This window comes from Faecalibacterium sp. Marseille-Q3530, from assembly GCF_017377625.1.
GTDB classification, from domain to species: domain Bacteria; phylum Bacillota; class Clostridia; order Oscillospirales; family Ruminococcaceae; genus Faecalibacterium; species Faecalibacterium prausnitzii_E.
On the sequence record NZ_JAFREH010000030.1, the window covers coordinates 1 to 6,161 of the forward strand.

Consider the following 6,161-nt stretch of genomic DNA (forward strand, 5'->3'; position numbering starts at 1 on the left):
TCTGCTTGATCTCCGCAGCCCAGTTTCCCCGCGCAAGCAGAGTGACATCCTTTCCGGCGCGCAGCAGATTTCTTGCCAGATTGCACCCCAGAACGCCTGCACCATATACCAGAATTTTCATAGCTTGCCTCCAAATCCAATCTTCACGATCTGCATTTTCATTCCGTTGTCACCGACCTTGGCGAGAAACCGGAAAAAACCGCTGACGGAAGGGTCTTTCAGGTCGCTGTAACCTAACATATAGCCCCGACTGGATACTCGCAAACGGTTGTCCCATGGGGTAAAGATGCACCATCCCAACAGCCCCTTTGCGGATGCCCGCAGCGCAGACCAGAACCAGCAGTGCCCCCAGCCCAAGACCTTCCAGAATCACCTGTAAAAGCATTACTTATTCCTCCTGTATCCGTTTTCATCCCGGTATTCGGGATGTTCCTTTACGTATGGATCCTTATCGCCGCAGATGGTATAGTCGCATCGGCAGCCGTCCACGCAGGTGGTCGTCCGCACGAGCTTGGCATGGAGCAGTTCCATGGACGCATAGTCCACATTGCACAGGGCGGGCATAATGTCCGCAAATCCAAACCGCTTGGCAAATTCCGCCGCCGGACACGTCGTAAATTCATAATAGATGGGCTTGCTGTTTTCGTAAGGCGCAACATCCATCTCGTAATCATGCCATGTGTCACAGTGCTTTTGGGCGGTGCTGAATGCCCGATACATCAGCTTTTTCCAGAATGGCTTGTTGATGTCAACGAATCGCAGCTTCCGGAAGGACGGCAGGATCAGATTTTCTTCTATCTCTTCCATTTCGCGGAATGTGACCACATCCCGGCACACATCGTAAAAGCACATGATGGCGATGCAGTCGTAGGTGCCGCCTACGCCGTTGTGAAAATTCTTTTTACCGCCGAGGTCGGTGCGCCACTTGGAAAGAAGCTCTGCGTATCTCAGCTGCACCTGCTCCCAGACCACCTCGCGCTCCACCTCCGGATAGTGCAGAGTGATTTTCGCCAGAATTTCCTTTTTGCAGGGTTTGGAATATAGCACATGGCAGCTATGGTCAATTTGTAATTCGCTGTCCTTCATCTTCCCACGCCTTTCAGAAAACCGCTCTTTGCATTTTCTTCGGTGTCATCCGATTCGTCGTAGGCATCATAGGGTGCCGATGGGTCGTGGACTTTTTTCTTGAAGGGCGAGCACAGCTCATTTTTGTGCGCAAAGGCAAACTCCATGTTGTCCGTCCAGCCGGTGTGACCGGTAATGAACAGCGGATGCAGTCCGCGTTTTTTCAGCTTTTTCTCCAGCAGTGTCAGAGACTTCACTGCCAGCTTGTTATCCTCTGCCAGCGCAGAAATAAAACTGTAGCCGCCGTCCGCGCCAAACCACAGCGTGTCGCCGATAAAAATGTACTTATCGTCAATGAGGTAGACCATATGTCCCCATGTATGACCGGGAACCAGAAAACACTCGATCCTGACGCCGTCAATGTCAAGTACCTGTCCATCGTGCAGCAGTACCTTTTCGTTGTTGATCGTGACCTGCGGCAATTTATAGAGATGATAGATGACTTTTCGCCGCACCTCGCCGGTGAGATACCGGTTCTCGATCTCGCCGATGTACAGCTTCGCATTCCGGAACAGCCCCGGACTGTCTGCTTCCACCGCACCCACATGGTCGGTGTCCTGATGGGTGATAAGGATATGGTGCATCGACTTCGGATCAATCCCAAGCCAGCCCATTTTTTCGGCAAGGCGGTCGTAGTTATATCCCGCATCGACCATAATGGTCGTATCGCCTTTGCGGTAGAAGAAGATGTTCGCCACCCATTCGCGCACGCAGGCAACATTCTCGTCGATCCAGCCGGTGTTCAAAGGCTTGAAGATTTCCTTGCCCCGGTACATCCAGCTCATTGCTTTTCTTTGAAATTCCGTTGCTTTTTTCGACATGATCGCACCTCATTTCTGTGCTGTGATGCACAGCCAGCCCTTTTTATTTTTGTGGTTCTGGATCTTACAAAATCCTGCTTGCTCCAGATACTCTTTCAGTGCAGTGTCCGTATAGATGGTCATGCCATCGATGATCTGCGTCCATTTGTCGTCTTTTGTTGTTTCGCCGTTTGCTTCATTGCAGATGAAAAAGACCCCGCCGGGCTTCAGCACTCGATAAACCTCTCTGAAATTCTGCGCAAGTTCCGGCCAGAAATAGACCGTTTCAAAGGCGGTCACCACATCAAACTGCTCCGCTTCAAACGGCAGTTCTGCCACACTTGCCTGTTGCACGGTACACCGTCCTGCCGCAATGGCTCTGGCATTGACCTTTCGCGTTTTTTCCACGCTGACAGCTGAGTAGTCGATGCCCTGCACCTTGCCGTTGGGGCACAGTTTCAGCAGTGTCTTAATGTTCGCTCCACCGCCGCAGCCGCAGTCTAGCACCATGGCATCCGGGGCAGGCTTTAAAAAGCGCAGCCCCCATTCTGCCATTGCGCTGTGTCCAAAGTTCATCATAGCAACCATGATCTTCCCGCCAAAGCCTACGGGCTTTCGGGTGTTTTCAAAAAAGGACATATCACACCTCCGATTTCACACATTCCGTATAGGTCAGCGGAAAAGAGGCCTTTAGAACGACACTATTTCGTACTGCCCAGCCGTTCTGATGCAGGAAACTCAGGTATTCCTCATTCGTCCACTTGCTGTGAAGCGGAAAGCCTGCCAGCTTCATGAAAAAGGCTTTGACCTTGCCGGGAAATGAGTTTTCTGCGTGAGTAAAGGTGGGCGCGATCAGCACACCGTCATCCTTCAACACCCGTTTGATTTCTCGCAGTGATTTTTCTGGCTGCGGCACGATGTGCAGTGCGTTAGATACGATTACCACATCGAATGATTTGCTCGAGTATGGCAGAGAAAACATATCCTGCACGGAAAAATGCAGTTTCGCAGAGTAATTCCCCCGCTTGGCCTCTGTAATCATTTCCGGAGAGGCATCCGTCGCCTCGATGTGTGCCGTTGCTTTTACGATGTGCTTGGCGATCAGCCCTGTTCCGGTAGCCAACTCCAGCACCGTTTTGTCTTTCACGACCGGACAGATCAGCTCATACATTTTTTCGTATACTATCCTGTCTTTTCGCATAAAGCAGTCATACAGACCTGCATTTCTGTCCCAGAAATTCTTGCGTGCTCGCATTGCTGTCTCTCCTTTTATAGTTAGATTTATCTAACCACCACGTGCACCGATAAGTTAGATTTAGCTAACTTCCAACCCTATAAAAAGCCGCTTCTCAACGGTCCTTCTGCCAAAATAATACGCCCTGCCGTCTCCTCTGTCAAGAAGTTTAGGCATTTTCGGAGATTCCGAAAGAGATTTCGCTTTCGGGAGCCCCCAACCGTTACCCCAGTGCCACATCCAGCACCATCATCACGCTGAAGCCCACCACGAAAAGTACCGTGCCAACGTTGGAGTGCTGTCCCTGCGACATTTCCGGGATCAGTTCCTCCACCACCACATACAGCATGGCTCCGGCAAAAAGGTCAAGGGCTTTGCGGTACTATAAGCTCGGCGAGACTCCTGCCTACTACATTACCGCATGGTACAACCTGTTGAGCGGCAAGTGGGAGTTTGGCAAAGTCCACGCCACCGAGACTACCGTGGAGGGTGTTACTGTGGAGCTGACCACCAATGGCCGCCACGCGAATTACGAGATGAAGCTCTCCGGTTTTGGTCTGGACACCAGCGCCAACAAGGTCTACGGCGTAGTGCTGACCACCGCCGATGGCAGCGAGTATGGCCTGCATCATGTGACCAATATCTGGCGCGGCACCGAGCTGGGCTTCAATACGGACGAGACCTATCTTGCCTCCATCATCGGCAAGACTGTTACTCAAATCACCTACTACACCGCCGACGGTGTGTATGTTCTGCCGGTCAACGTAGCGTTGTAAAGTCGCGGGCAACTGCCTGATTTAGCAAAATACAGTACAAAACGGCAAGGTCACTTGGCAGCAGGCGATCTTGCCGTTTTTATTGCCGTCTGCGTCTTGAATGCACAAGCAACATCCTGTTGCAGCTGGCAGTAGAAGGATTTACCGCAGACAGAAAATGGGATTTGTTCTGATTCACATAGCGTATTTTTTCCTAAAGCCACAAGATGTGTCATACTTTTCTTGCTTCACTTCAACAAATTTTTCAAAACCCTCTTGACGATTTTCACACACAGTGGTATTTTTCTTGTAAATCCCACTGCTCTTGTGGATTGGTTTGAACCTTTCCACAAGATGTGGTCGTGTTCATTTTGAACACTGCCTCGCCGTGGATTATCCCTGAAAAATTCACCGCCCCGCAACACACCCGATTCATTTTGCCGCTGTTTCACCCGACAAAATCCATCGCTATGCTGCATGGGCGGTATTTTTCTTTATGGGAAACGTACCTTGAAAATTTCATAAGCCGACCGGACGTGATACCGACTTTTCGTCAACGCCGCTACACAAACAGGGGCAGGAACTGCGTTCGGAGCAAACGGCGACCCACTTACATGAGCAGAGTCCCTCTACTTATTTTTTGCGTCTTAACAATTCGGAAACATTTGTCGAGAGTTGATTTTGAGCGCAGTTGTAGAGGGCAAGAACCGTCCCGTGGCCACAAATTTTCAATTCTTGAAAATGTTGTGCTCCACCGGGACTTCACATCTGCAACTCTTGCGAGTTTTGATGTGATCTTGTTGGGGCGTACCTGCCCCAAACCCTGCTCATATTCGCACCTTGCGGTGCGAAAGAACGGCGTGTTGTGCTTACATAGCTCCACCGAGGAGCTAGCGAAACGACAGGAGGTTCAATGAACAAAACGAATGTCAAAACGAAACCCAGCACGACCCACCGCCACGACACGCCGAACAACAAAACGCACATCATCAAGTTCCGTGTGACGGAAACTGAAAAGATGGAACTCCAATGCACAGCAAAACTCCTTCATCTCTCCCTGTCCACCCTCATCCGCCGTGCGCTGCACAATGCGAAGATCGAGCGCACCGTTGTCGTTGCCGGCGGCGGAGAAGAAACCCTGACTGCCGTTTCCACTCTGCTTGCCCAGTGCAGCAGGGTGGGCGGCAACCTGAACCAACTCGCACGACACTTCAACTCCGGCGGAGCAGACACCGAACAGCTCCGGGCGAAACTTCTGGACGAACTTGCAGACCTGACTGCCTTCCGGCTCAACGCCGAGAAAGTTCTGGGTAAACTGTATGGCAACGCTGAAGCATATCGCCTCTAAAAATTCGGACTACTCTGCCGCTGAGACCTATCTGGTTTACCAGCACGATGAATTTTCCGGCAAGAAAATTCTGGATGAACAGAGCAGACCCAAGCTGCGGGAATCGTACATTCTGGACACCCTTGAATGCGGCGAAGCCTCGTTTGCAATGGCCTGCCTGCTGGCAAACCGGAAGTACGACAAGAACAACCACCCGGATGACATCAAGAGTCACCAGTATATCATCAGCTTCGACCCGCGGGATGCAGCCGAAAATGGGCTGACGATGGAAAAGGCACAGGCCCTCGGCCTGAACTTCTGCAAAGAGAACTTTCCCGGTCATCCTGCTATCGTCTGCACCCACCCGGACGGACACAACCATTCGGGAAATATCCATGTCCACATCGTGATCGGCAGCGTCCGGACACGAGAAGTGGAGCGCAAGCCCTATATGCAAAAGCCCCGTGACTGGCGTGAGGGCATGAAGCATTCCAGCACAGCCCAGACCATGCGGCACCTGCGTGTCGCAGTCATGGAAATGTGTCAGGATGCCAAGCTGTACCAGATCGACCTGCTCAGCTCGAAAAAGCGTGTGAGCGAGCGTGAATACTGGATGAAACGGCGCAGTCAAATGAAACTCGACCGTGAAAACGCTGCCCTGCTTGCCGCCGGACAGCAGCCTACACAAACGGAGTTTGAAACCGCAAAGGAGACTTTGCGGAAACAGATCTCGGATGTGCTGGACAATGCAGCGAGCTTTGAAGATTTCTCGGACAGGCTCTTGCAGCAGTACGGCATCACGGTCAAGAAAAGCCGTGGGCGGCTCAGCTACCTGCCAGCCGGAAGAAAGAAGTTTATCCGGGCGCACAGCCTCGGTGACAAGTTTGAGAAAGAACTCGTGCTTGCCACCTTGAAAGAAA

At 51.6% G+C, this 6,161-nt stretch carries 9 protein-coding genes and 1 pseudogene; 3 read left to right on the top strand and 7 right to left on the bottom strand.

From position 1 onward, the window contains the following. From J3350_RS14095 to J3350_RS14100, 7 genes and pseudogenes are all read right to left on the bottom strand, one after another. Positions 1 to 121 (bottom strand): ketopantoate reductase family protein (locus tag J3350_RS14095; protein ID WP_207686662.1); only part of this gene is annotated, 121 nt, incomplete at its 3' end. Then, a pseudogene (locus J3350_RS14050) lies at positions 118 to 282 on the bottom strand (class I SAM-dependent methyltransferase); the annotation flags it as partial. The pseudogene J3350_RS14050 and the gene J3350_RS14095, both read right to left, overlap by 4 nt. A 102-nt stretch (positions 283 to 384) precedes the next feature. Next, positions 385 to 1,086 (bottom strand): L-2-amino-thiazoline-4-carboxylic acid hydrolase, encoded by a 702-nt coding sequence (locus J3350_RS13700; RefSeq protein WP_207687004.1) that lies wholly within the window; start codon positions 1,084 to 1,086, stop codon positions 385 to 387. Further along, positions 1,083 to 1,946, bottom strand: coding sequence for an MBL fold metallo-hydrolase (locus J3350_RS13705; protein WP_005927492.1), 864 nt, complete (start codon positions 1,944 to 1,946; stop codon positions 1,083 to 1,085). The genes J3350_RS13700 and J3350_RS13705 overlap by 4 nt, the downstream gene beginning before the upstream one ends. Positions 1,947 to 1,955: 9 nt before the next feature. Next, the gene (locus tag J3350_RS13710; RefSeq protein WP_097784008.1) at positions 1,956 to 2,564 is read right to left on the bottom strand and encodes a class I SAM-dependent methyltransferase; all 609 of its coding nucleotides are present in this window, start codon (positions 2,562 to 2,564) and stop codon (positions 1,956 to 1,958) included. A 1-nt stretch (position 2,565) separates the two neighbouring features. Further along, positions 2,566 to 3,180 carry a class I SAM-dependent methyltransferase gene (locus J3350_RS13715; protein WP_005927487.1) on the bottom strand — a complete coding sequence of 205 codons (615 nt, stop codon included), beginning with the start codon at positions 3,178 to 3,180 and terminating at the stop codon, positions 2,566 to 2,568. 202 nt (positions 3,181 to 3,382) lie between these two features. Further along, positions 3,383 to 3,508: a hypothetical protein gene (locus J3350_RS14100; protein ID WP_005927484.1), complete on the bottom strand. Its 126-nt coding sequence runs from the start codon at positions 3,506 to 3,508 to the stop codon at positions 3,383 to 3,385. A 25-nt stretch (positions 3,509 to 3,533) separates the two neighbouring features. On the opposite strand from J3350_RS14100, the gene J3350_RS13720 reads away from it, so the two are divergent. The 3 genes from J3350_RS13720 to J3350_RS13730 all read left to right on the top strand — a co-directional run. Continuing rightward, on the top strand, positions 3,534 to 3,935 hold the full coding sequence (locus tag J3350_RS13720) for a hypothetical protein (RefSeq protein WP_242700301.1): 402 nt from the start codon (positions 3,534 to 3,536) through the stop codon (positions 3,933 to 3,935). Between the two features lie 892 nt (positions 3,936 to 4,827). After that, a complete protein-coding gene (locus J3350_RS13725) occupies positions 4,828 to 5,262 on the top strand; it encodes a plasmid mobilization relaxosome protein MobC (protein ID WP_005934538.1) in 435 nt (144 codons plus the stop codon). After that, on the top strand, positions 5,234 to 6,161 hold a 928-nt coding region (locus tag J3350_RS13730), incomplete at its 3' end, for a relaxase/mobilization nuclease domain-containing protein (protein ID WP_207687005.1). The genes J3350_RS13725 and J3350_RS13730, both read left to right, overlap by 29 nt.